Annotated in this window: 20 protein-coding genes; 4 read left to right on the top strand and 16 right to left on the bottom strand. The window is 71.7% G+C overall.

Annotated features, from left to right (window positions below; genetic code table 11):
- Position 1: 1 nt before the first annotated feature.
- Both vapB and M6I34_RS05215 read right to left on the bottom strand, forming a co-directional pair.
- Positions 2-238, bottom strand: coding sequence for a type II toxin-antitoxin system VapB family antitoxin (vapB, locus tag M6I34_RS05220; protein ID WP_272484643.1), 237 nt, complete (start codon positions 236-238; stop codon positions 2-4).
- Positions 239-364: 126 nt separating this feature from the next.
- The gene (locus M6I34_RS05215) at positions 365-1,177 is read right to left on the bottom strand and encodes a sulfite exporter TauE/SafE family protein (RefSeq protein WP_272484642.1); all 813 of its coding nucleotides are present in this window, start codon (positions 1,175-1,177) and stop codon (positions 365-367) included.
- A 139-nt stretch (positions 1,178-1,316) separates the two neighbouring features.
- Here M6I34_RS05215 and M6I34_RS05210 point away from each other — a divergent pair, with 139 nt between their 5' ends.
- Together M6I34_RS05210 and M6I34_RS05205 are read left to right on the top strand one after the other, a co-directional pair.
- Positions 1,317-1,955: a copper chaperone PCu(A)C gene (locus M6I34_RS05210; protein WP_272484641.1), complete on the top strand. Its 639-nt coding sequence runs from the start codon at positions 1,317-1,319 to the stop codon at positions 1,953-1,955.
- Positions 1,952-3,202 (top strand): MFS transporter, encoded by a 1,251-nt coding sequence (locus M6I34_RS05205; protein ID WP_272484640.1) that lies wholly within the window; start codon positions 1,952-1,954, stop codon positions 3,200-3,202. The genes M6I34_RS05210 and M6I34_RS05205 overlap by 4 nt, the downstream gene beginning before the upstream one ends.
- Positions 3,203-3,245: 43 nt before the next feature.
- On the opposite strand, the gene M6I34_RS05200 is transcribed toward M6I34_RS05205, so the two are convergent.
- The 13 genes from M6I34_RS05200 to argE form a co-directional block, all read right to left on the bottom strand.
- Positions 3,246-3,791, bottom strand: coding sequence for a cytochrome c-type biogenesis protein (locus tag M6I34_RS05200; RefSeq protein WP_272484639.1), 546 nt, complete (start codon positions 3,789-3,791; stop codon positions 3,246-3,248).
- Positions 3,792-3,793: 2 nt separating this feature from the next.
- Entirely contained in the window at positions 3,794-4,330 is a 537-nt protein-coding gene (locus tag M6I34_RS05195) for a DsbE family thiol:disulfide interchange protein (RefSeq protein ID WP_272484638.1), read from the bottom strand.
- A gap of 13 nt (positions 4,331-4,343) precedes the next feature.
- Positions 4,344-6,335, bottom strand: coding sequence for a heme lyase CcmF/NrfE family subunit (locus tag M6I34_RS05190; RefSeq protein ID WP_272484637.1), 1,992 nt, complete (start codon positions 6,333-6,335; stop codon positions 4,344-4,346).
- Between the two features lie 46 nt (positions 6,336-6,381).
- Positions 6,382-6,849 carry a cytochrome c maturation protein CcmE gene (gene ccmE, locus M6I34_RS05185; RefSeq protein WP_272484636.1) on the bottom strand — a complete coding sequence of 156 codons (468 nt, stop codon included), beginning with the start codon at positions 6,847-6,849 and terminating at the stop codon, positions 6,382-6,384.
- The gene (ccmD, locus tag M6I34_RS05180) at positions 6,846-7,034 is read right to left on the bottom strand and encodes a heme exporter protein CcmD (protein WP_272484635.1); all 189 of its coding nucleotides are present in this window, start codon (positions 7,032-7,034) and stop codon (positions 6,846-6,848) included. Before ccmD ends, ccmE begins: the two co-directional genes overlap by 4 nt.
- Positions 7,031-7,777, bottom strand: a complete 747-nt coding sequence (gene ccmC, locus M6I34_RS05175; protein WP_272484634.1) for a heme ABC transporter permease CcmC — start codon at positions 7,775-7,777, stop codon at positions 7,031-7,033. Before ccmC ends, ccmD begins: the two co-directional genes overlap by 4 nt.
- 1 nt (position 7,778) lies before the next feature.
- Entirely contained in the window at positions 7,779-8,480 is a 702-nt protein-coding gene (gene ccmB, locus M6I34_RS05170) for a heme exporter protein CcmB (protein ID WP_272484633.1), read from the bottom strand.
- The gene (gene ccmA / locus M6I34_RS05165; RefSeq protein WP_272484632.1) at positions 8,481-9,164 is read right to left on the bottom strand and encodes a heme ABC exporter ATP-binding protein CcmA; all 684 of its coding nucleotides are present in this window, start codon (positions 9,162-9,164) and stop codon (positions 8,481-8,483) included. It lies immediately after the preceding gene.
- On the bottom strand, positions 9,161-10,495 hold the full coding sequence (ccmI, locus tag M6I34_RS05160; protein WP_272484631.1) for a c-type cytochrome biogenesis protein CcmI: 1,335 nt from the start codon (positions 10,493-10,495) through the stop codon (positions 9,161-9,163). Before ccmI ends, ccmA begins: the two co-directional genes overlap by 4 nt.
- An 84-nt stretch (positions 10,496-10,579) precedes the next feature.
- Positions 10,580-12,064, bottom strand: a complete 1,485-nt coding sequence (locus M6I34_RS05155) for a tripartite tricarboxylate transporter permease (protein ID WP_272484630.1) — start codon at positions 12,062-12,064, stop codon at positions 10,580-10,582.
- A 27-nt stretch (positions 12,065-12,091) separates the two neighbouring features.
- Entirely contained in the window at positions 12,092-12,553 is a 462-nt protein-coding gene (locus tag M6I34_RS05150; protein WP_272484629.1) for a tripartite tricarboxylate transporter TctB family protein, read from the bottom strand.
- A gap of 184 nt (positions 12,554-12,737) precedes the next feature.
- On the bottom strand, positions 12,738-13,721 hold the full coding sequence (locus M6I34_RS05145) for a tripartite tricarboxylate transporter substrate binding protein (protein ID WP_272484628.1): 984 nt from the start codon (positions 13,719-13,721) through the stop codon (positions 12,738-12,740).
- Between the two features lie 145 nt (positions 13,722-13,866).
- Positions 13,867-15,045 (bottom strand): acetylornithine deacetylase, encoded by a 1,179-nt coding sequence (gene argE, locus M6I34_RS05140; protein WP_272484627.1) that lies wholly within the window; start codon positions 15,043-15,045, stop codon positions 13,867-13,869.
- A gap of 162 nt (positions 15,046-15,207) precedes the next feature.
- Here argE and aptA point away from each other — a divergent pair, with 162 nt between their 5' ends.
- Positions 15,208-16,530: an omega-aminotransferase AptA gene (aptA, locus tag M6I34_RS05135; RefSeq protein WP_272486609.1), complete on the top strand. Its 1,323-nt coding sequence runs from the start codon at positions 15,208-15,210 to the stop codon at positions 16,528-16,530.
- A gap of 400 nt (positions 16,531-16,930) precedes the next feature.
- The gene (locus tag M6I34_RS05130) at positions 16,931-17,800 is read left to right on the top strand and encodes a pirin family protein (protein WP_272484626.1); all 870 of its coding nucleotides are present in this window, start codon (positions 16,931-16,933) and stop codon (positions 17,798-17,800) included.
- Positions 17,801-18,429: 629 nt separating this feature from the next.
- Here M6I34_RS05130 and M6I34_RS05125 read toward each other — a convergent pair.
- Positions 18,430-19,860 (bottom strand): NAD-dependent succinate-semialdehyde dehydrogenase, encoded by a 1,431-nt coding sequence (locus M6I34_RS05125; RefSeq protein WP_272484625.1) that lies wholly within the window; start codon positions 19,858-19,860, stop codon positions 18,430-18,432.
- Positions 19,861-19,900: the final 40 nt, after the last annotated feature.

The following is a 19,900-nucleotide window of genomic DNA, read 5'->3' as shown; positions in this document are numbered from 1 at the left end:
CTCAGAGGCTCTCCCGCTCCTGGTCACCGGGCTGCTCGCGCTCCAGCATGAAGTCCTCGGAGGCGCCGGGGCCGTCGAACCAGACGTCCCAGGACTCGCCGGCGGGCGTGATGATTCGCGTGTTGCCGACCGCGACGATGTCGACCCGGGTGACCTCGGCGGGCAGTTCGACCGCCTTCGGCAGGCGCACGGCTTGCGTCTTGTTCGAGCGGAACACGGTGGTGTGCGCGGACTTCACGATGGCGCTCCGGAAATTGGATATACAAATTATATATCCGAGTCGCGCCGATCAGGTCCGCATGGCCTGCGCTGATGATCAGGTAGCCGGAGGGTGCCGAGGTGAAGCTCTTGCGCTGCTCGAGCCTCAGCCCCCCGCCAGCGACCAGGCCATCCGCAGCGCCAGCCCGAACATCGTGGCCGCGAACAGCCGGCGCAGCGCACGCGCCGGCACCCGGTGCGACAGCCGCGCGCCGACCGGCGCAAGCAGCATGCTGGCCGCCACGAAGGGCGCCAGCGCCGGCAGCCACACGTAGCCGATCGAGCCGGGCGGCAGGCCGGGCTGCCCGAGGCCGGCGAGCACGTGGGCCGTGGTGCCGGTGACCGCGATCGGCAGGCCGATCGCGGCGCCGGTGCCGATCGCCCGCCGGAACGGCACGTTGAACCAGGTCAGCGCCGGCACCAGAAGCACCGCGCCGCCGGCGCCGACCAGCGTGGACATCGCCCCGACCGCGCCGCCCAGCGCGGCCAGCCCGATCGGGCCGGGCAGGCCGCGGTGCGGGGCCGGACGCAGGTCGAAGGCCATCGCGAGCGATGCGTAGCCGATGAAGGCGGCCAGCACCATGGCCAGCGTGGCGGTGGGCAGCAGCTGGGCCAGGAAGCCGCCTGCGAAGCCGCCCACCACCAGCCCGGGCGTCAGCCGCGCCAGAAGCGGCCAGTCGACCGCGCCGTGCCGGTGGTGGGCCAGCGTGCTGGCCGCCGCGGTGAACGCGATCGATGCGACGCCCGTGGCCACCGCCACGTGCGCGATGTGCTCGCGCGGCAGGCCGTGCGCCTCGAAGGCCAGCACGGTGAGCGGCGTCTGCACGGCGCCGCCGCCGATGCCGAGCAGGCCGGAGAAGAAGCCGATCAGCGCGCCGATCGCCGCGTAGACGAGGGACTGGATCGGTGCGAATTCCATGTGCTGGCGGCGGCGGCCTTGACCGAGGTCGAAAGGAGGGCTTGACGGGTGTCTAGAATGCCGGAACGCGGTTCACGGCCGTTCCAGCGTGTTCCGGAACCATCATTCTCCGCGCGTTCTCCTCAGCGAAGGCATCGACATGAAACTCCTCTCCCAATACTTGCCCTCCGTACCCGCTGCCGGCCTCGCCGCGGTGCTGGTCGCCGCAGCCGCCGCGGCGCCCATGGCGGCCGCCCAGACGCCAATGCAGCAGCAGATGCAGCAGCAGCAGATGCAGCAGATGCAGCAGGCCCAGCAGATGCAGGCGCGCCAGTCGGCCGGCCCCGCCGCGAAGGTCGGCAGCCTGTCGATCGGCAACCCGTGGGCGCGGGCTACCGCGCCGGGCGCTGCGGTCGGCGGCGGCTTCATGCTGCTCGAGAACGCCGGCGGCGCCGACCGCCTGGTCGGCGCCTCGTCGCCGGTGTCGGAATCGGTCGAGCTGCACACGATGTCGATGGAGAACAACGTGATGCGGATGCGCGAGGTGCAGGCCATCGACCTGCCTGCCGGCCAGCGCGTCGAGCTGCGCCCCGGCGGCCTGCACATCATGTTCATCAACCTGAAGGCCCCGCTGAAGGCCGGCGACACCTTCCCGGTCAGGCTGCGCTTCGAGAAGGCGGGCGAGGTCGAGGTCGGCTTCAAGGTCGAGGCCATGGGCGCGATGGGCGGCCCGGCCGGCGGCGGCATGCACCAAGGCGGCATGCCGCACGGCGCGACCATGCCAGGCTCGCAGCGTTGAAGGCGGCGCGCGGCGGCGCGGCGGCGGCGATCGTCGTCGGCACCGGCGTCGTCGGCGCGCTGAACTTCGGCAAGCTGCCGCCCGCGCTGCTCGCGCTGCAGGCCGACTTCGGCCTGTCGCTGGTGCAGATCAGCTGGATGGTGTCGCTGTTCATGTTCGGCGCGGCGCTGTTCGGCATCGCCGGCGGGGCGATCGCCGATGGCTTCGGCCCGCGCCGGGTCATGGTGGCGGGCCTGCTGCTGATGGGCGTGGCCAGCGCGGCGGGCGCGCTGGCGACCTCGTCGGCCGTGCTGTTCGTCAGCCGGGCCGTCGAGAGCGTCGGCTTCCTGCTGGCGGTGCTGCCCGGGCCCGCGCTGTTGCGCAAATGCGTGCCGGCCTCGTCGCTGCGCGGCTGGCTGGGCGCCTGGGCCGCCTACATGCCGGCCGGGATGAGCCTCGGCTTGATCGCCACGCCCTGGCTGATGCACGTCGCCAGCTGGCGGGCCGCCTGGTGGGGCGTGGCCGTGGCGGGCGTCGTGTGGGCCGGGATGATCGCGTTCGCGCTGCCCCGCCCGAGCGAGAGCGCGCGGGCGGGGCAGGGCAGCGGAGCCGACGGGCCGGCGGTGCCGGCCAGGCAGGTTCCCGTCGGGCTGGCCGCCAACGCCTGGGCCACCGCCACCGCTCCGGGCCCCTGGCTGATCGCGCTGTGCTTCCTGTTCTACGCGGGCCAGTTCGTCGGCATCTTCAGCTTCCTGCCGATGATGTACGCCGAGGCGGGCGTCGCGCCGGCGCTCGGCGGCCTGCTGACCGCGCTGGCGGTCATGATCAACATGACCGGCAACCTCGCCGCCGGCCTGCTGTTGCAGCGCGGCTTCCAGCGGCACTCGCTGATCGCGTTCGCCGGCGTGTCGATGGCGCTCGGCGCGTGGATCGCGTTCGGCGCCGGCGCGCCTTTCGCATTGCGCTATGCGGCGATCCTGGCGCTGTCGGCGATCGGCGGGCTGATCCCCGGCACCCTGTTCGCCACCGCGCCGTTCTACGCGCCGGGCCCGGCGGCGGTGTCGACCACGGTCGGGCTGATGCAGCAGGGCTCTGGCAGCGGCCAGATCCTGCTGCCGCCGGTGATCGCCGCGCTCGCCCAGTACAGCGGCGGCTGGTCGTCGACCTGGATCGCGACCGGCGCGGCAGCTGCGTGCACCGTCGCGCTGGCCGGGGCGATCCGGCGCTACGACCGGGTGCGGATGCGTCGGGTGGTGGCGCAGGCCTGAGCGTGCCGGGCCTGGGCAGGCCGGGCCCGGACGCGGCGCCCGCTCAGTTTCCGTCGAGCAGCTTGCGAACGCGCTCGATGTCGGCCGCGGTGGCCGCGCCGGCCGCTTCGGGCGGGGCCGCCGCAGCGCTCGCGCCGGCTGCCGGAGCTGTTGCCGCCAGCCTGCGGCGGCGGTTGATCGCGACCCACACGCCGATGCCCACCGCGAGCAGCGCGAAAGGCCCGAACCAGAGCAGCCAGGTGTTCGACTGCACCGGCGGGCGGTACAGCACGAAGTCGCCGTAGCGCTGCACGAGGAAGTCCTTGATCTGCTGGTCGCTGCGGCCTTCGAGGATCATCGACTCGACCTGCCGGCGAAGGTCGGCCGCCAGCGAGGCGTCGGACTCGGCCAGCGTCTGGTTCTGGCAGACCAGGCAGCGCAGCTCGTGGGCGAGCTTGTCGTAGCGGGCCTTGTCCGCCGGCTCGGTCAGCAGCCGTTCGGTGGTGCCGGGCGCCAGGTAGGGCTGGCCGCTGGCGGTCTGGGCCGCGGCCGGGGCCGCCGGCAGAGCGAGGGCGGCGGCCAGCGCCGCGGCCGCGATGCGTGCGGTCATGCTCACGATTGTCCCTGCAGTTCCTTCACGAGCGGCAGCAGCCGGCCCTGCAGCAGCTCGGGGGTCACCGGGCCCACGTGCTTGAACCGGATCGTGCCCTGCTTGTCGACGACGAAGGTCTCGGGCGCGCCGTACACGCCCCAGTCGATGCCGGCCCGGCCGTCGACGTCGCTGACCACCACCGAGTACGGATCGCCGAAGCGCTTGAGCCACGCCTGCGAGGCGTCGGGCCTGTCCTTCCAGGCCAGCCCGACGATCGGCACGGTGCCCGCCTTGGCGAGTTCGTTGAACAGCGGGTGCTCGACCTGGCAGGCCGCGCACCAGGATCCCCACACGTTGAGCAGCCAGACCTTGCCGGCGTAGTCCTTCGGCGACCACTGCCGGCTCTCCTGCCCGAGCACCGGCAGCGTGAAGGCCGGCGCCGGCTTGCCGATCAGCGCCGACGGCAGCTCGCGCGGGTTGCGGTCCAGGCCCTTGTACAGGAACAGCGAGATGACCGCGAACAGCGCGACCGGCAGCAGCAGGCGGAGGATCTTCATCGCGCCGCCCCGCTCAGGCCGCCTGGCCGGCCGCGGGCGAGCGCGACTGCGCGGCAACCGCCTTGCGGCGATAGCGCCGGTCGGCCACCGCGAACCCGCCGCCGATGGCCATCAGCACGCAGCCGAGCCAGATCCAGTTGACGAAGGGCTTCACGTGCGCGCGCACGATCCAGGCGTCGCCGCCCACCGGCTCGCCCATCGACACGTAGACGTCGCGGATCAGGCTGCGGTCGATCGCCGCCTCGGTCATCGCCATGCCCGAGGCGCGATAGCTGCGCTTGTCAGGGCGAAGCACGGCGATCACCCGCTCGCTGCCTGCCTTGCGCACCTCGAAGCTGCCGCGCACCGCGTCCCAGTTCGGGCCCTTGACCTCTTCCAGGCCGACGAAGCGCAGCGTGTAGTCGCCCAGCGCGATCGTGTCGCCGGGTTGCGCCCGCTGCTCGCGGTCGACCGTGTAGCTGTTGACCAGCGTGACGCCGACGATGAACACCGCCACGCCCAGGTGCGCCAGGTGCATGCCCCAGACGCTGGCCGCGTGCAGCTTCGCGCGGCGCAGCGACAGCCTGCCGTCGTGCCCGCGCAGCATCCCGAGCACCGCCACCACGACGCCGCCGGCGATCCACAGCGCGAACCACAGGCCGAGGCTGGTCATCGGCCTGAAGCCGTCGACGGTGAGCGGCAGCAGCAGCGAGACCACCACCGCCACCACGAAGGCCCAGCGCAGCCGGTGGACCAGTTCGGGCACCGGCGTGTTCTTCCAGCGCGCCAGCGGCCCGACTGCCATCAGGAACAGCGCCGGCGCCATCAGAGGCAGGAAGACCGCGTCGAAGTAGGGCGGACCGACCGAGATCTTGCCCATTTCCAGAGTGTCGAGCACCAGCGGGTACAGCGTGCCGAGCAGCACCGCGGCCATCGCCACGACCAGCACGATGTTGTTGGCCAGCAGCATCGACTCGCGCGACACCGCGCCGAAGGACGGGCCGTTGCCGATCGCCTGCGCGCGCCACGCGAACAGCGTGAGCGAGCCGCCGATGACCACCGCGAGGAACATCAGGATGAACACGCCGCGGGTCGGGTCGGTGGCGAAGGCGTGCACCGAGGTGAGCACGCCCGAGCGGACCAGGAAGGTGCCGAGCAGGCTCAGGCTGAAGCCGAGGATGGCCAGCAGCACGGTCCAGCTGCGGAAGGTACCCCGCTTCTCGGTGACCGCCAGTGAGTGGATCAGCGCGGTGGCCACCAGCCACGGCATGAACGAGGCGTTCTCGACCGGGTCCCAGAACCACCAGCCGCCCCAGCCCAGCTCGTAGTAGGCCCAGAAGGAGCCGAGCGCGATGCCGAGCGTCAGGAAGGCCCAGGCCACCGTGGTCCAGGGCCGGGCCCAGCGGGCCCAGGCGGCGTCGAAGCGGCCGCCCAGCAGGCCGGCCACCGCGAACGCGAACGCGACCGACAGCCCCACGTAGCCCATGTACAGCAGCGGCGGGTGGAAGACCATGCCCGGGTCCTGCAGCAGCGGGTTCAGGTCGCGGCCGTCGGCCGGCGGCGGCACGATGCGCTCGAAGGGGTTGGACGTGAACAGCGTGAACAGCAGGAAGCCGATCGCGACCAGGCCCATCGTGCCCAGGATGCGCGCGCGCAGCACTGCGGGCAGCGAGCCCGAGAAGGCCGCCACGGCCGAGGTCCAGCCGGCCAGCATCAGCACCCACAGCAGGATCGAGCCCTCGTGCGAGCCCCAGGTGGCCGCGACCCGGTAGTGCAGTGGCAGCGACAGGTTCGAGTGGGTGGCGACCAGCGACACGGTGAAGTCGTTCTCGACGAACAGCGCGGTCAGGCAGGCGAAGCCGAGCAGCGTGAGGAAGAACAGCGCGTGGGCCGCAGGCTGGCCCACCGCCATCAGGCGCGCGCCGGTGGCCCCGCGCATCCAGCTGCCGGCCAGCGGCAGCGTGCCGAGCACGATCGCCACGGCCAGCGCCAGCGCGATCGCGAAGTGTCCGAATTCGGCGGTCATGGCATTTCCCGTTCGCCGGAGCGGCCGCTCGCGCGCCGCGCCCCGGTCATTGCTTCTGGTACTGCTGGTACTGCGGGGTGGCTTCCATCGGATGGCCCGCCCGCTTCAGCGCCTCGGCCGCCTCGGGCGGCATGTAGTTCTCGTCGTGCTTGGCCAGCACCTCGCTCGCGCGGAAGCTGCCGTCGGGCTGGATCGAGCCCTGCGCGACCACGCCCTTGCCCTCCTTGAACAGGTCGGGAAGGATGCCGGTGTACGAGACCTGGATCGACTTGGCGCTGTCGGTGACCACGAACACCACGCTGGTGCCGTCGCCCACGCGCTTCAGGCTGCCTTCCTCGACCAGGCCGCCCACCCGGAACGGGCGGCCGGCGGGCGCCTTGCCCTCGGCGATCTCGCTCGGCGTGTAGAAGAAGACCAGGTTGCTCTGGAAGGCGTTGAGCACCAGCGCGACGGCCACGCCGATCGCGGCCAGGCCCACGAGGATCAGGATCAGTCTCTTTTGACGCGGTTTCATTCGGTGTCCGTTGCGCGGGCCGGCCGGGCCGACTCCATTTCCTCGCGAGTTTCGTCGACCTGCTGCCAGGCGGCCTTACGGCGCCGGCGCAGCGCCCACAGCTCGATCGCCACGCACAGCGCCAGCATCGCGTACGAGCTCCAGATGTAGAACCCGTGCCCGCCCATCGCCAGCCATTCGCTCATTGCCGGCCCTCCGCGCGGCGCAGCTCGCCGACCCAGTCGGTGAGCGCCTCGCGCTCGATCATCACGCTGCGCACGCGGTGAAGCGCCACCGCGATCGAATAGAACCAGGCCGAGAAGGTCATCAGCAGCATGGCGGTGAGCATCGTGGCCGCCATCTTCGGCGCGGCGGTCATCGAGATCGTGGCTCCCTGGTGCAGCGTGTTCCACCACTGCACCGAGAAGTAGATGATCGGGACGTTGACCACGCCCACCAGCGCCAGCAGCGCGGTGGCGCGGTCGGCGCGGCGCGGGTCGTCGATCGCGGCGCGCAGCGCGATGAAGCCCAGGTACAGGAACAGCAGGATCAGCGTGGACGTGAGCCGCGCGTCCCAGACCCAGTAGGTGCCCCAGGTGGGGCGGCCCCAGAAGGCGCCGGTCCACAGCGAGACGAACGCGAACATCGCGCCGGTGGGCGCGAGCGCCTGCGCCATCATCGCCGACAGCCGGGTGTTCAGCACCAGCGACAGCGCGCACCAGAAGGCCATCACCAGGTAGATGAACATCGCCATCCACGCGGCCGGCACGTGGATGAAGATGATCCGGTACGACTCGCCCTGCTGCCAGTCGGTGGGGGCGACGAAGAAGCCGACGTAGAGCCCGGCGATCGCCAGCACCGCGGAGGCCCAGCCGAACCACGGGATCATGCGCCCGGCCAGCGGATAGAAGCGCGCCGGCGACGCGAACTGGAGGAAGCTGCCTGTCATTTCATTCGTGAGCAATTCTAACCGCGAGGGCCGCCGCGAACGGGCCGAACACCCAGGCGAGGATCAGGCCCGCGCCGAGCAGCGAAAGGTGCGCGCCGGCACCCAGCCCCGCCACCTGCGCCTCGACCGAGCCTGCGCCGAAGATCAGCACCGGCACCGCCAGCGGCAGCACCAGCAAGGCGAGCAGCGAGGCGCCGCCGCGCGCGCCGAGCGTGAGCGCGGCGGTGACCGCGCCCAGCCACGACAGGATCGGCGTGCCGAGCGCGAGCGAGGCGACCAGCACGCCGATCGCGTCGGCGGGCAGGCCGAACTGCAGGCCGGCCAGCGGCGACAGCGCGACCAGCGGCAGCCCGGTGGCCAGCCAGTGGGCCAGCACCTTGCCGGCCACCAGCGCTGGCAGAGGCGCCGGCGCCAGCAGGATCTGCTCTAGCGTGCCGTCGGCCCAGTCGGCGGCGAACAGCCGCGGCAGGCCCAGCAGCGTGGCCAGCAGCGCGGCGACCCACGCGATGCCGGCGGCGATCGCGCGCAGCAGGTTCGGGTCGGGGCTCACCGCCAGCGGGAACAGGCTTGCCACCAGCAGGAAGAACAGCAGCACGACGGCGAGCTCGGCGCGCGACTGGGCGGCCAGCTTCAGGTCGCGCCGGCAGGCCCAGAGGACCGCGCCGACGACGCCGAAGATCGGGGCCTCGCGAACCGCCGCCATTCAGCGCCCCGCGAAGTCGCCGAGCGACAGTTCGATCGGCGGCGCGCCGGACGGCAGCCGCTGGTGCGTGGCCACGACGGCGACGCCGCCGCGCGCGAGGTGCGCGTCGAGCAGCTCGCCGAACAGGGCCTGGCCGGCCGTGTCGAGCGCGGTGGTCGGCTCGTCGAGCAGCCAGAGCGGCCGTTGCGAGTCCGCCAGCCGGGCGAGCGAAAGACGGCGGCGCTGGCCTGCCGACAAGCGCCCGAAGGGCAGCTTCGCCTGCCGGGCCAGGCCCGCGCCGGCGAGCAGGGCGTCGATGCCCGACTCGCCGCCGCCGTCGAGCTCGCGCTGCAGGCGCAGGTTCTCCCGCGTGCTCAGGCCGTCCTTCCAGCCGGCCGCGTGGCCCTGGAACAGGCAGGCTGCGTGCCAGTCGGGGGTCGCCGGGCGGCGCGGCCGGCCGCGCCAGCGCACCTCGCCGGCGGTCGGGCGCACCAGCCCCGCGATCGCCCTGAGCAGCGTCGTCTTGCCGGTGCCGTTCGGGCCGGTCAGCGCGAGCCAGCGGCCCGGCGGCAGATCGAAGGAAACGCCCGAGAACAGCGTGCGGATGCCCGCCGCGCAGGCGAGCCCGCTCACGGCAAGGCCGGCATCGGCCGGGGGCGGTCCACCAGGCGGCAGCGAGCCGTTCGCGCCGGGGTTCCCGGTCACGGCTCGACGACCCGGTCGATCAAGAGCGAAACGCCGGTGCTGCCGGGCTTCGCGGGCACCGGCTCGCCGATCAGGTCGCCGGGGCGGCGGGCGGCGTCGCCCGACACGCTGATCCGCGCCTCGAGGACCAGGTCGCCGACCGAGGACGGCGTGCGCGACGGATCCATCGCATCGCCGTCGCCGATCTCGAAGGCATAGGGCAAGGACCCCGCCGGCACGCGCAGCACCGCGACCGGGATCCGCGGCCCCTGGGCGGCGCGGGCGATCACGAACAGCGTGGCCGAGGCAGGCACCTTCGCGGCGATCGCCGGGGCGAGCTCGACGCGACCGGCCAGCACCGGCGCCTTCGCGGGCGCGGCAGAGGCCTGTCCGGTCGGCGCCGCGCCGGTCGATCCTGGCGGTGCCGCACCGGCCAGTCCCGCGCCAGGCGCCGCGGACCCGCCGCGCGCCGCGAGCTCGGCGTCGATCCGGGCGACCACCTCGCCGATCTGGGTTGCGTCCTCGGAGCCGGGCGGCAGGCTCGCCAGCAGCTGGCCGAGATAGCGCCGGGCCTGCGGCAGGTCGCCCGCGCGATAGCGGGCCGCGCCCATCAGCGCGACCGCCTTCTGGTCGTTCGGGTCGGCCGCCAGCGCCCGCTCGAGCAGCTCGGTCGGCCTGCCGGAGAAGTCGCCGGCGGCGGCCAGCGCGGTGGACTCGGCGTAGTCGGCCAGCAGGCGAGCGTTGGGCGGCAGCAGCTCGGTCGCCTTCGCGAAGGCCTCGATCGCGGCGCCGTGGTTGCCGATCATCTTGTAGGCCTCGGCCAGCACGGCCCAGGCCTCGCCGTCTTTCGGGTTCTCGCGCAGGCGCGCCTCGAGCTCGGCCACCAGCGAGTCGAACTGCGCCTGCGGGCTCTGCGCGAGGCGGTCGAAGCTGCCGTCGAGCTGGGCCAGCGCGATTTCCGGCGAACCGACCGCCCGGTATACGACGGCCGCAAGCAGCGGCACCAGCACCGCCAGCATCAGGCCGGCGACCAGCGGCGCGCGCGAGCGACCGGCGCCACGGCCGCCGTCGGTGGGCCGTGCCTGAGGCGCGCTCGCCTGGGCGAGCACTTCCGGCGGCAGCTCCTCGGCCATCTGCCTGAGCAGGTCCGCGCGGGCCTGCTCGGCCTCGGACTCGCTGAGCCGGCCGGCCGCGAGCTCGCGCCCGATCTCGTCGCGACGGTCGCGGAACACAGCGAGCCGCGGTTCGAGGTCGTCGTCGACGACGCGGGTCGAATTGCGCGAGAACAGCGGCCGGACGACGGCCACGGTCACGACCAGGGTCAGCAGGGCGATGGAAACCCAGAGCAGCATCGGGGGGTGGGGCGCTCGGGCACCCGCGTTCCGGAAAACCGGTTATTGTCGCACAGCAGCAGGGAACCTTTCGGCTCCGCGGCCTCAGCCGCGGGCCATCCGACGCTTCAGCGCGAACCAGCCCGACAGCGCCCACAGCAGCAGCGCGAAGACCGCCAGCGCGGCCGCGATCGGCCGCTCGACGAAGCCCATCAGGTTGCCTTCGGACTTGATCATCGAGGTGATGAAGTTCTCCTCGAGCATCTTGCCCAGCAGCATTCCCAGGATGGCCGGCGCGATCGGGAACCGGTGCGCCTCGAGGAACCAGCCGAGCAGGCCGAAGCCGATCAGGATCCAGAGGTCGAAGGGAGAGTTGTTGATCGCGAACGCGCCGACGATGCAGAACATCAGGATGATCGGCATCAGCACGTTGCGCGGCGCGCGCAATATGCGGGTGGCCGCCTTGATGCAGGCCCAGCCCAGCGGCAGCATCAGCAGGTTGGCCAGGATGAACACCGCGAACACCGCGTAGATGTTCTCGGGGCTGTTGATGAAGATCGTCGGCCCCGGATTCATGTCCTTCATGTACAGCACGCCGATCACGATCGCGGTGATCGAGTCGCCCGGAATGCCGAACACCAGCGCGGGAATCCACGCGGCCGACAGCGCGCTGTTGTTGGCCGCGCCGGCCTCGACCAACCCTTCCGGGTGGCCGGTGCCGAACTTCTCCGACTCCTTCGAGGTCTTGCGGCTGGTCGCGTAGGCCATCCAGGCCGCGATGTCCGCGCCGGCGCCGGGCAGGGCGCCCACCGCGGTGCCCAGCGCGCTGCCGCGCAGCGTTTGCCAGCGGTACTTGCGGATCATGCCGCCCATGCCGCGGAACACCGCGCCCACCTGGCTCTTGAACTCGTCGATGTGCACCGGCGAGAGCGAGAAGCGCAGGATCTCCGAGACCGCGAACAGCGCGATCATCGCCGGGATCAGGCTGACGCCGCCGAGCAGGTCCGCGTTGCCGAAGGTGAAGCGCGGGTGCGCGGCCGGGTTCTCGAGCCCGACCGCGCCGACCAGCAGGCCCAGGAACAGCGTGACCAGGCCGCGGATCGGCGCGTCGCCGGTGATGAAGACCGCGCAGGTCAGCCCGAGCAGCACCAGCCAGAAGTATTCGAAGGAGCTGAACTGCAGCGCGAACTCGGCCAGCGCCGGCGCCGCGAAGATCAGCACCGTGGTGCCGAACAGCCCGCCGATCACCGAGAACACCAGCGCGACGCCCAGCGCGGTCTCGGCCTGGCCCTTGCGGGTCATCGCGTAGGACTCGTCGACGTAGGCGGCCGACGCCGGCGTGCCGGGAATGCGCACCAGGCAGCCCGGGATGTCGCCGGCGAAGATCGCCATCGCGGTCGCGGTGACCATCGCGGCGACCGCAGGCACCGGCGGCAGGAAGAAGGTGATCGGGACGAGCAGCGCGGTGGCCATCGTGGCGGTCAGCCCGGGCACGGCGCCGACGAACAGCCCGAAAAGCGCGGCGCCGATCATCGCCAGCAGCACGTCGGCGCTGGCGACCATTCCGATGGCGGTGAGGACGGCTTCCATGTCTTTTCCGTTATCGGCGTCGCGCCGTCACCAGGCGATCGATTCCAGAAGGCCCCAGGGCAGCGGGACCTTCAGGACCTTGAAGAAGCCGGTGTGGATGACCAGCGTGGCCGCGATCGCGACCGGCGCGATCAGCGAGCGTTTCACGCCGTAGCTCCACAGCAGCGCCGCGAGCATCAGCGTCGCGCAGACGATGAAGCCGAGCTGGTCCACGAACAGCACGTAGAACAGCATCGAGCCGACGGTCACGCCGAAGGCGATCAGCCGCCCGCCCTGGGCGACCTGGACCGAGAACATCGGCTCGCCGCTGCGCAGCCCCTGCACGATCAGCAGGATCGACGTGACGGCCAGGCCGGCCGAGACCACCGTCGGGTAGAGCGCCGCGCCATAGGGTTGGCCGGGGATGGCCGGGAAGTCCTTGACGTGCCACAGCACCGCGAGCGACAGCACGAGCAGGACCGCGCCAATGACCGCATCGTTCAGACGCACGATACCGAGTCCTCGATCGATGGGGGGAGAGGGTTGGATCGGCCCGGGCGGCGAGCCCGGGCCGTGGCGAGACAGGCAAGCGGGACGGAGGGACGGCGGCCCGTGGGCGGAGGTCGCGCACGCGAAGGCGCGCCAGCCGGGCGGGCCGCGGCCCGCCCGCGCCGTCAGCCGGTGGACCGCTCCGTCACTTGGCGATGCCGACCGCCTTCATGACCGCGCCCTTGGCCTCGTCTTCCTTGGCCATGAACGCGCCGAACTCGGCCGGGCCGCCCCAGGTCGCGCCGAAGCCGCGCGAGGCCAGGAAGTCGGCATAGGCTTTCGAGTCGTAGATCTTCTTGATCGCAGCGGCCAGCTTGTCGACGACGTCCTGCGGCAGGCCCTTCGGAGCGGCCACGCCGCGCCACGCGCCGTTGGTCCAGGTGCTGCCGCCGGTCTCGTCCTTGAGCAGCGGCACTTTCGGGAACAGGTTGTCGGGCTTGTCCGACATCAGCACGACCGGACGCACGCGACCGGCGTCGATCAGCGAGCGGGCCTCGGGCAGCGAGCACGAGACCAGGTCGACGCCACCGGCGACCAGGTCCTGCAGGCCGGGCGCGGCGCCCTGGCTGGGCACCCAGGTGATCGCGTCGCCGGCCATCTTCTGGTCGACCAGCATGCCGGCCAGGCCCAGGTGCCAGATGCCGCCCTGGCCGGTGCCGGAGGACTTCATCTTGCCGGGGTTGGCGCGGGCTGCGTCGAGCAGTTCCTTGGTGCTCTTGATCGGCGAGTCGGTGCGCACGAAGACCGCGTTCGGGTCGTAGTTGACCAGCGCGATCGGCGTGAAGTCCTTGTGGCTGAGCTGGGTCAGGCCGGCGTGGCGCATCATCGTGATCTCCACGGTGATCAGGCCCAGCGTGTAACCGTCGGGCTTGGACATCGCGACCGCCTGGTGGCCGACCACGCCGCTGCCGCCGGTGCGGTTGACCACGTTGACCGGCTGCTTGAGCTCCTTCTCGAGCTCGGCCGCCATGAAGCGGGCCACGGCGTCGGTGCCGCCGCCGGCGCCCCAGGGCACGATCATCTGGATCGGCCGCTCGGGCCAGGCGGCCATCGCGGGCGCGCTGGCCAGGCCCATGGACAGGGCGGCGGCGGTGGCGCCGAGCGCGCCGAGCAGGTTGCGACGTTTCATCTTCGGTACTCCTCCGGTTTCGTGTTGTCGAGCGGTCGATCGCGGGGGGCCGTTGCCGGCATCCGCGCGAAGGCCGTCAATCGTACTGGTATACAAGTACACCAGGCAAACCGTCGGCGATCCGCGGACCGCCGACGCGGGCCGTTCAGCCCTGAAGCGAAATGCCCTGTTCCATTCGTTCGGCGAGCACGAACAGGAACTTCATGCACTGCTCGAGCTGCTCGACCTCGACGAACTCGTCGGGCTGGTGGGCCACCGAGATGCTGCCCGGCCCGCAGACCACGGTCGGCACGCCGATGTCCTGCAGGATGCCGGCCTCGGTGCCGAAGCTGACCCGGCCCGGCACGAAGTGGCCGCACAGCGGCATGATCGCCTTGGCCAGGTAGGTGTTGCCGCGCTCGTCGAGCGCTGGCGTGTCGAAGATCTCCTCGATCGCAATGTCGCACTCGGGCGCGATCGCCCTCATGCCCGGCAGCAGCGTGTCGCAATGCGCGCGGATGCGGGCCAGGATGTCGGACGCCCGCTGGCCGGGCAGCGCGCGGATCTCGAGCAGGAACTCGCAGTCCTTGGCGGTGATGTTGTGGGCGGTGCCGCCCTGGATTCGGCCCACGTGCACGCTGGTGTGCGGGAACTCGAAGCCGTCGTGGCGCGCGGCCGCGCGCAGCTCCTGCTGCAGGCCGTTCACGAAGTGGACGATCTCGGCCGCCACCTCGACAGCGGAGACCCCGCTGTCGCGCAGCGACGAGTGCACCGAGTGGCCGCGCACCTTGACCCGGAAGCCGGCCGCGCCCTTGTTCGCCACGACCACCTGCATCGAGGTCGGCTCGCCGATCAGGCAGGCCGCCGGCTTGACCGGGGCACCGGCCAGGTGGCCGGCCAGCTGCCGCATGCCGTGCATGTTGGTCTCCTCGTTGTACGACAGCGCGACGTGCAGCGGCACCTTCAGCTTCGCCGCGGCGAATCGCGGCGCCGCGTCGAGCACGCAGGCGATGAAGCCCTTCATGTCGGCCGAGCCGCGGGCGTACAGGTTGTCGCCCTTGCGGGTCAGCACGAAGGGGTCGGTCGACCAGGCCTGGCCGGCCACCGGCACTACATCGGAGTGCCCGGAAAGCATCAGCCCCGGCACGTCCTCCGGGCCGATCGTGGCGAACAGGTTGGCCTTGCCGGGCTCGGGCGCGTGCTGGACCATGACCTTCGCGCCGACCGCCTCGAGCCGTTCGGCGGCCCAGTCGATCAGCGCGGCGTTGCTGTTGGCGCTCACCGTGTCGAAGGCGACCAGGCGTTCGAGGGTGGCGATCGGGGCGTCGGGGCGGGTGTCTGTCATTTTTCGGGATGCCTGCGGCAGGTTTCGGCGGTTGCGGGGGTTGGGTCGGCGCAGTGTAGCGCGCTACCATGGCGGGAGCCCGCATGAACAAAGCGCGCGCGCGGATTCGCGCGTTCCGCACCGCAGAGGAGCCCCCCGATGAACGCCCCCGAGAACAAGCGCCTGACCGCCGACGCCGGCCTCGACATGAGCCACTGGTGGATGCCGTTCACCGCCAATCGCCAGTTCAAGTCCCGGCCGCGGCTGGTGTCCGAGGCCAGGGGCGTCTTCTACAAGACCCCCGAAGGCCGCGAGATCCTCGACGCCACCTCGGGCCTGTGGTGCGTCAACGCCGGCCACGGCCGCGAGGAGATCGCCGAGGCGGCCGCCCGGCAGCTGCGCGAGATGGACTTCGCGCCGTCCTTCCAGTTCGGTCACCCGATCGGCTTCCAGTTCGCCAACCGGCTGATCGAGATCGCGCCCGAGGGCTTCGAGAAGGTCTTCTTCGCGAACTCGGGCTCCGAGGCGGTCGACACCGCGCTGAAGATCGCGCTGGGCTACCACCGCGCCCGCGGCGAGGCGCAGCGCACCCGCCTGATCGGCCGCGAGCGCGGCTACCACGGCGTGGGCTTCGGCGGCATCTCGGTCGGCGGCATGGTCAACAACCGCAAGGCCTTCTCCGGCGCGCTGCTGCCCAGCGTCGATCACCTGCCGCACACGCACAACCTGGAGCACAACGCCTTCTCGCGCGGCCAGCCGGCCTGGGGCGCGCACCTGGCCGACGACCTGGAGCGACTGGTCGCGCTGCACGGCGCCGAGACCATCGCCGCGGTCATCGTCGAGCCGGTCGCCGGCTCCACCGGCGTGCTGATCCCGCCCAAGGGCTATCTCGAGAAGCTGCGCGCGATCTGCGACAAGTACGGCATCCTGCTGATCTTCGACGAGGTCATCACCGGCTTCGGTCGCCTGGGCACCCCGTTCGCGGTCGACCGCTTCGGCGTCAAGCCCGACCTGTTCACCACGGCCAAGGGCATCACCAACGCCAGCGTGCCGATGGGCGCCGTGTTCACCACGAACAAGGTGCACGACGCGTTCATGAACGGCCCCGAGGGCATGATCGAGCTGTTCCACGGCTACACCTACTCGGGCCATCCGGTGGCCTGCGCGGCCGGCCTGGCCACGCTCGACATCTACGAGCGCGAGGGCCTGCTGACCCGCGGCGCCACGCTCGAGAAGCAGTGGGAGGACGCGGTCCACTCGCTGCGCGACATGCCCAACGTGATCGACGTGCGCAACATCGGCCTGGTCGGCGCGATCGAACTCGCGCCGCGCGACGGCGTGGTCGGGGCGCGGGCCTACGACGCGATGGTCGGAGCCTTCGACGAGGGGCTGATGATCCGGGTGACCGGGGACACGATCGCGATGTCGCCGCCGCTGATCGTGGAGCCGGCGCACATCGAGCGCATCGTTTCGACGCTTCGGAAGGTGCTTTCGGCGCTCAAGTGAGGTCTGGCGGGCGCGGGCGGGGCCGGGTGCCTTCGCCTCGCCCCGGGTGCGCTGTCGCCTTCGGCGAAACGCTTGGTCGCGCGGGCGCTCAGCCCCGTCGCCGGCCCAAACTCGCCGGTTCTGCGAACCGGCTCAAACAGTGGGCCGGCTCTCGCTTCGCTCGCCGGGTCTTCGCTGCGCTCCCGCGCCAGCGCACAAGGGGCGAGGCGAAGCCACCCGGCCCCGCCCGCGCGGCGAGGGGGTCACTGATGCGGCGGCGGCGCCTTCCGCTGCGAACCGGCCGCTGGCTTCTGCGCGAACCGCGGGCAGGTGATCGCGTCTGGCGGGTCTTGCCCGTCGGGCTTCGCCTCGCCGTCGCCGATGGCGGTCGGCCGTGAACGTTCAGCCGATGGAGGACGCCATGCCGGAGATCGTCATCGAGGGCCGTGAGGCCGACCTGGGGCACGGGCTGAAGGTGCGGCGGGTGCTGCCGTTCGCGAAGCGGCGGATGGTGGGGCCCTTCGTGTTCTTCGATCACGCGGGGCCGGTCACGATGTCGGGCGAGGCGGCGCGCAAGGCGGACGTGCGGCCGCATCCGCACATCGGGCTTTCCACGCTCAGCTACCTGCTGGGCGGGGCGGTCACTCACCGCGACAGCCTGGGCGTGCGTCACGTGATCCGGCCCGGCGAGGTCAACTGGATGACCGCGGGGCGCGGCATCGTTCACTCGGAGCGCTTCGACGCGCCGGACGCGTTCGCGGGCGGCGGGCTGGAGCTGCTGCAGTCGTGGATCGCGCTGCCCGAGGCCGAGGAGGAGTGCGAGCCGGCGTTCGAGAACCGCAGCGCCGGGGAACTTCCCGAGGCGCGCGAGGGCGGGCTGCGGATGCGCCTGATCGCGGGCGAGGCCTTCGGCATGCGCAGCCCGGTGGGCGTGCGATCGCCGGTGTTCTACCTGCATCTCGAGGTCGACGCGGGCGCCCGCATCCCGCTGCCCGACGGCCACGCGGAGCGCGCGGCCTATGTGGCGAAGGGCGAGCTCGAGCTCGACGGCCATCGGCACGGCACGGGCCGGATGCTGGTCTTCGGGGCGACGGAAGCGCCGTCGCCGGTGGCGCGCGAGCCGTCGACCGTGATGCTGCTCGGCGGCGAGCCGCTCGGCGAGCGGCACATCTGGTGGAACTTCGTGTCCTCGCGGCGCGAGCGGATCGAGCAGGCGAAGGCCGACTGGCTCGCCGGTCGCTTCGCGATGCCGCCCGACGACCGCGACGAGTTCATCCCGCTGCCCGGGTGACACGGTCGGCGGGGCGTGTGTCCTGGAATGGCGCGCGAGTGGGGCTCTGGGGCCTCGCTGCCGCCCCGGGTGCGCTGTCCGCTTCGCGGAAACGCTTGGTCGCGCGGACGCTCAGCCCCGTCGCGGACCCCAACTCGCCGGCCCTATGGGCCGGCTCAGACAAGGGTCCGCTCTCGCTTCGCTCGCCGGGTCTTCGCTGCGCTCCCGCGCCAGCGCACAAGGGGCGACAGCGAGGCCCCAGAGCCCCACTCGAGACAGGTCCGCCGGCGCACGCCGTCCGGCCGAGTCACCCGGTTCGCGGGTTCATGGTGATTCCCGCGAGCCCATGCGACGGCTATGCCGTCGCGGCGCGCGCAGCGCGCCATGGGCTGGCGAAACTGACGTGCTTCGAGGGTCGGCGGGGTGCCGGAGCCTTTCGCCGGCCCTTTGGCGCTGGCGCGGGAGCGCAGCGAAGACCCGGCGAGCGAAGCGAGAGCCGAGCCCTGTCTGAAGCCCGCCGCAGGCGGGCTGAGTTGGGCTCGGCGACGGGGCTGAGCGGCCGCGCGACCAAGCGTTTCCGCGAAGCGGACAGCGCGCCCGGGCCGGCCCCGCCTGCCCGTCCTCGCCGGGCCGGCGCCCGCAACGAGAGCTCAGTTGAGCTGCGTGATGAACTTCGTGTTCAGGTACCCGTCGAAGGTCTCCGTCCCACCCTCGCTGCCCCAGCCGCTGTCCTTGACCCCGCCGAACGGCGTCTCGGCCAGCGCCATGCCGAAGTGGTTGATGTTGACGTTGCCGGCCTCGAGCCCCATCGACGCGGCGTGCGCGTTCTTCAGCGACGTGGTGAACACGTACGAGGCCAGGCCATAGGGCAGGGCGTTGGCGCGGCGCAGCACTTCCTCGGTGTCCTTGAAGCGCGCGAAGGGCGCGATCGGGCCGAAGGGCTCGGTGGTCATCACCAGTGAGTCGTCGGGCACGTCGGTGATGATCGTCGGCGCGAAGAACTGCCCGCGCTCGGAGATCCGCTTGCCGCCCAGCTCGATGCTGGCGCCGCGCACGCTGGCGTCCTCGATGAAGGCCTCCATCTGCGGCACGCGGCGCTCGTGCGCCAGCGGGCCCATGCGCACGCCTTCCTCCAGGCCGGAGCCGACCTTCATCTCGCGGGTCTTCTCGATGAATCGCGCGAGGAAGCGGTCGAAGATCTTCTCGTGCACGTAGAAGCGGTTCGGCGACACGCAGACCTGGCCGGCGTTGCGGAACTTGAAGGACTGCAGCAGGTCGGCGGCGCGCTCCACGTCGGCGTCCTCGAACACGATCACCGGCGAGTGGCCGCCGAGCTCCATCGTGCTGCGCTTCATGTGCTGCGCGGCCATCGCGGCGAGCTGCCGGCCGACCGGCACCGATCCGGTGAACGAGATCTTGCGCACGATCGGCGACTCGATCAGGTACTTCGACACTTCGGGCGGCACGCCCCAGACCAGGTTCAGCACGCCCGGGGGCAGGCCGGCGTCGTGGAAGGCGCGGGCCAGCGCCACGCAGGCGCTGGGCGAGTCTTCCGGGCCCTTCAGGATGATCGTGCAGCCGGAGGCGAGCGCCGCGGCGATCTTGCGGATCGCCTGGCTGGCCGGGAAGTTCCACGGCGTGAAGGCGGCGCACACGCCGACCGGCTCGCGCACGACCATCTGGCGGACCTGGTCGTTGCGCGGCGGGATCACCCGGCCGTAGATCCGGCGGCCTTCCTCGGCGTTCCACTCGGCGTGCTCGGCGCAGCTCATCACCTCGGCCTTGGCCTCGGCGAGCGGCTTGCCCATGTCGAGCACGATGTTGCGGGCGATCGAGTCGGCGCGCTCGCGCAGCAGGCCGGCGGCCTTGCGCAGGATCGCGCTGCGCTCGAGCGGCGACATGCGCTTCCATTCGACGAAGGCGCGCTGCGCGGCGGCCAGCGCGCGGTCGAGGTCCTCGCGCGAGGCGTGCGGCAGGTCGGCCAGCACCGAGTCGTCGGCCGGGTTGGTCACGGGCTGCGTCTTGCGGCCTTCGGCGCCGATGAACTGTCCGTCGATGTAGAGGCTGAGCGTTTCGTACATGCCGCGGGTCTCCTTTGGTTCGGAATTCGGGATGGTGAAC

The sequence above is a fragment of the Zeimonas sediminis genome, assembly GCF_023721795.1.
Taxonomy (GTDB): Bacteria; Pseudomonadota; Gammaproteobacteria; order Burkholderiales; family Burkholderiaceae_E; genus Zeimonas; species Zeimonas sediminis.
This window is presented reverse-complemented; position numbering and strand designations above follow the sequence as displayed.

Bases quoted from the DNA above. Each gene is read 5' to 3' on its own strand.
- M6I34_RS05215 (WP_272484642.1), bottom strand. From the start codon at position 1,177: ATGGAATTCGCACCGATCCAGTCCCTCGTCTACGCGGCGATCGGCGCG.
- M6I34_RS05210 (WP_272484641.1), top strand. From the start codon at position 1,317: ATGAAACTCCTCTCCCAATACTTGCCCTCCGTACCCGCTGCCGGCCTC.
- M6I34_RS05200 (WP_272484639.1), bottom strand. From the start codon at position 3,791: ATGACCGCACGCATCGCGGCCGCGGCGCTGGCCGCCGCCCTCGCTCTG.
- M6I34_RS05195 (WP_272484638.1), bottom strand. From the start codon at position 4,330: ATGAAGATCCTCCGCCTGCTGCTGCCGGTCGCGCTGTTCGCGGTCATC.
- M6I34_RS05190 (WP_272484637.1), bottom strand. From the start codon at position 6,335: ATGACCGCCGAATTCGGACACTTCGCGATCGCGCTGGCGCTGGCCGTG.
- ccmE (WP_272484636.1), bottom strand. From the start codon at position 6,849: ATGAAACCGCGTCAAAAGAGACTGATCCTGATCCTCGTGGGCCTGGCC.
- ccmD (WP_272484635.1), bottom strand. From the start codon at position 7,034: ATGAGCGAATGGCTGGCGATGGGCGGGCACGGGTTCTACATCTGGAGC.
- ccmC (WP_272484634.1), bottom strand. From the start codon at position 7,777: ATGACAGGCAGCTTCCTCCAGTTCGCGTCGCCGGCGCGCTTCTATCCG.
- ccmB (WP_272484633.1), bottom strand. From the start codon at position 8,480: ATGGCGGCGGTTCGCGAGGCCCCGATCTTCGGCGTCGTCGGCGCGGTC.
- ccmI (WP_272484631.1), bottom strand. From the start codon at position 10,495: ATGCTGCTCTGGGTTTCCATCGCCCTGCTGACCCTGGTCGTGACCGTG.
- M6I34_RS05155 (WP_272484630.1), bottom strand. From the start codon at position 12,064: ATGGAAGCCGTCCTCACCGCCATCGGAATGGTCGCCAGCGCCGACGTG.
- M6I34_RS05145 (WP_272484628.1), bottom strand. From the start codon at position 13,721: ATGAAACGTCGCAACCTGCTCGGCGCGCTCGGCGCCACCGCCGCCGCC.
- argE (WP_272484627.1), bottom strand. From the start codon at position 15,045: ATGACAGACACCCGCCCCGACGCCCCGATCGCCACCCTCGAACGCCTG.
- M6I34_RS05130 (WP_272484626.1), top strand. From the start codon at position 16,931: ATGCCGGAGATCGTCATCGAGGGCCGTGAGGCCGACCTGGGGCACGGG.
- M6I34_RS05125 (WP_272484625.1), bottom strand. From the start codon at position 19,860: ATGTACGAAACGCTCAGCCTCTACATCGACGGACAGTTCATCGGCGCC.